This is a genomic window from Polaribacter sp. Z014 (assembly GCF_023555435.1).
GTDB lineage: Bacteria > Bacteroidota > Bacteroidia > Flavobacteriales > Flavobacteriaceae > Polaribacter.
Genome location: NZ_JALCZP010000061.1, coordinates 1 through 2,367, shown reverse-complemented (window position 1 = coordinate 2,367; position 2,367 = coordinate 1). Strand labels below are relative to the sequence as shown.

Sequence of the window (2,367 nt, the reverse complement as noted above, 5' to 3'; positions counted from 1 at the left end):
GCCTAAGTAAAGTTTGTTGCTTTTCTGTCAACTTCTATTTTCCTGCGGAAAATAGCCGTCGACTTAAAACGCAACTTTCCATACAAAACAACGTTAGAGCCAATTAGAAAAATGAACTTTCCTGAAATAGGTTGACTAAAAATTAAGCAATTAATTACAGTCACTTATGAAAACACAGAATTAGCTCAAAAAATGACGGAGCAAGCAGTCTATATTTATAACAATTTAAGAACGCATTTTAGCCTGCAATTAAGAAAACCTGCAGAAGCACATTTAAATCCTAATATCAAATACAAGTCGTATCGAAAAAATAAAGTAATTTTACATGAACTAACGATTTAAGAACGGAGAATTTTAACTAAAAAAGAGTCAACCTATTTCAGTATAATACAAAAAACCAAGAATGGAATGAGTAACCAACTATTTGTAATAATATTAGCAGGCTTAATTACTATCATATCTGCAACAACTGAATTAACTAAAAAAAGTCAAAAGAATACTATTCTAAAACCATTGACTCTGTCTGGAATAATTGTAATTGTGTTATCAATTATAATTATAGCCTTAAATATTATAAGTTATTGTAATGCCGAAAAAGAAAAGCAGGTTCTAAAATCAGACGAAGTTTCTGCAAAAATAACTATCAGGACTAATACAAAGGAGGAAATGAATAAAATTTACCAATTACTTCCAGAATACATTAACGCTAGAGATATAAAAATTGGAACTGACAATTTACAAATAGACTTTGAGAAAGAGTCAATATACTCTGGAAAAGGTAAATCAATAGAAAGTTGGTTTTTAGTTTTTAAATCAAAGTTTGTAGAACTTGATAAATTTAGATTAGAAAGTAGTACTGTGCAAGAGCTTAATGACAACAATCTGAATGGAAAAATATCAATATTCAATGAATTAGCCTGTGACAATAAAAATGTGACTGTAGAATTAGAGATGTCTATTCGAAACAAAACCTTTATAGATAAATTAAAATGCAATGAATACATAAAAATTAAGCTGAAAGGAATTAAATAATAACTGGCTCTAACACCGTATATAATTTATTGCTAGTTCTAGCCTGCTTACGAAAACCCTCGCGGATTTTCTATTCGGTTTTTATTTGCTAAATTACGTTCTTAACCACGCAACAAACCATATACAAACACGTTGGGCAACATAAAAAAGAAACCATATAGTTCTACAAAATGTGAAACTTTTTTATTATATTTGCAGTAAATTATTTGAACTTTGAATTTACTGAACAAAAGAAAACTTTTAAAACTTGAGAAGAAGAATCAAGGAAATAAGAAGTTGACTGAAGCTATTAAAAAATTAATCGAAGATATTGAGAACGCCGAATGGAAAAATCCTCTTGAAATTAAAGAAGAAAGACCAGATGCAGACAACGTTCATCCAGAAGGTTTTTACTTTTTTAATATTAGCATTCACAGAACAATGATTTTAATTGTATTTGAGGATTCAGAAGCTTCAATCGTTTGGACAGGAAATCATCAAGAATATGATAAAACTTTCAAGGGAAATAAAAACACAATAGAAAAATGGTTGAGAAGCCAAAATTTGATTTAATTATGGAAAAATTTTCAATTAAAAATATAGAAAAAATCAACTCTCTAAACAGCGAATTAGAAGTTGAAAAAGCGAGTAATTTATTTCTAAAGTTAAGAGTTTTAGCTAAAGAAAATGAATCTTATAAAGTTTTGAGAAAACACTTATCAAAACTAATTAAAGATTACGAAGATAAAAATTGGTCAAATAAAGAGAATATTACAAACGAACAAATTGAGGAAAGTGATTTAGCAGAAAACATTGTACAAGCTGAAAATACGTTCTATTCAAGAAGAAAAGAAATAATTCGTAAAAAACTAAAAGAGAGCGGTTTGAATCAAACTGATTTGGCGAAAATTTTAGGACACAGGAAAGGCTATGTTTCCGAATTAATAAACGGAATTAGACCATTTTCGAAAGATGACTTAATAATTATTAATCGACTTTTTAAAATTGAACTTGAAAATTTAATTCCGACTTTTATAAAGGAAGATAAAGTTATTCATATTAGAAAAACTTTGAAATCAATTCCTAAAAACCGAATAAGATTAACAAAAAAAGATATTGAATTGAATTTAGAAAATTACGTTGCCCAACACCGTATATAATTTATTGCTGGCTTCTTGCCTATTTACGAAAGTCCTCGCGGACTTTCTTGGTCGGTAATTATTTACTAAATTATGTGCTTGAAACACGCAACAAACCATATACAACAACGTTGGCAAAAACTGTTGAATCGAGCCGAATACAAGTCATTTAGTAAAATATAATTTTGGCTTTTTTTTAGTTTGTAAATCAGAATTC

Annotated in this window: 4 protein-coding genes; all 4 read left to right on the top strand. The window is 28.5% G+C overall.

The features are described from left to right. The first annotated feature begins 192 nt into the window (after positions 1-192). The 4 genes from MPF19_RS18815 (at position 193) to MPF19_RS18800 (ending at position 2,171) form a co-directional block, all read left to right on the top strand. A complete protein-coding gene (locus MPF19_RS18815; RefSeq protein WP_249989817.1) occupies positions 193-342 on the top strand; it encodes a hypothetical protein in 150 nt (49 codons plus the stop codon). 66 nt (positions 343-408) lie between these two features. Beyond that, entirely contained in the window at positions 409-1,032 is a 624-nt protein-coding gene (locus MPF19_RS18810; RefSeq protein WP_249989816.1) for a hypothetical protein, read from the top strand. 213 nt (positions 1,033-1,245) lie between these two features. After that, positions 1,246-1,584, top strand: coding sequence for a type II toxin-antitoxin system HigB family toxin (locus tag MPF19_RS18805; RefSeq protein ID WP_249989815.1), 339 nt, complete (start codon positions 1,246-1,248; stop codon positions 1,582-1,584). Between the two features lie 2 nt (positions 1,585-1,586). Further along, the gene (locus MPF19_RS18800; RefSeq protein ID WP_249989814.1) at positions 1,587-2,171 is read left to right on the top strand and encodes a helix-turn-helix domain-containing protein; all 585 of its coding nucleotides are present in this window, start codon (positions 1,587-1,589) and stop codon (positions 2,169-2,171) included. Positions 2,172-2,367 lie beyond the last annotated feature (196 nt).

Bases quoted from the DNA above. Each gene is read 5' to 3' on its own strand.
- MPF19_RS18810 (WP_249989816.1), top strand. From the start codon at position 409: ATGAGTAACCAACTATTTGTAATAATATTAGCAGGCTTAATTACTATC.
- MPF19_RS18800 (WP_249989814.1), top strand. From the start codon at position 1,587: ATGGAAAAATTTTCAATTAAAAATATAGAAAAAATCAACTCTCTAAAC.
- MPF19_RS18815 (WP_249989817.1), top strand. From the start codon at position 193: ATGACGGAGCAAGCAGTCTATATTTATAACAATTTAAGAACGCATTTT.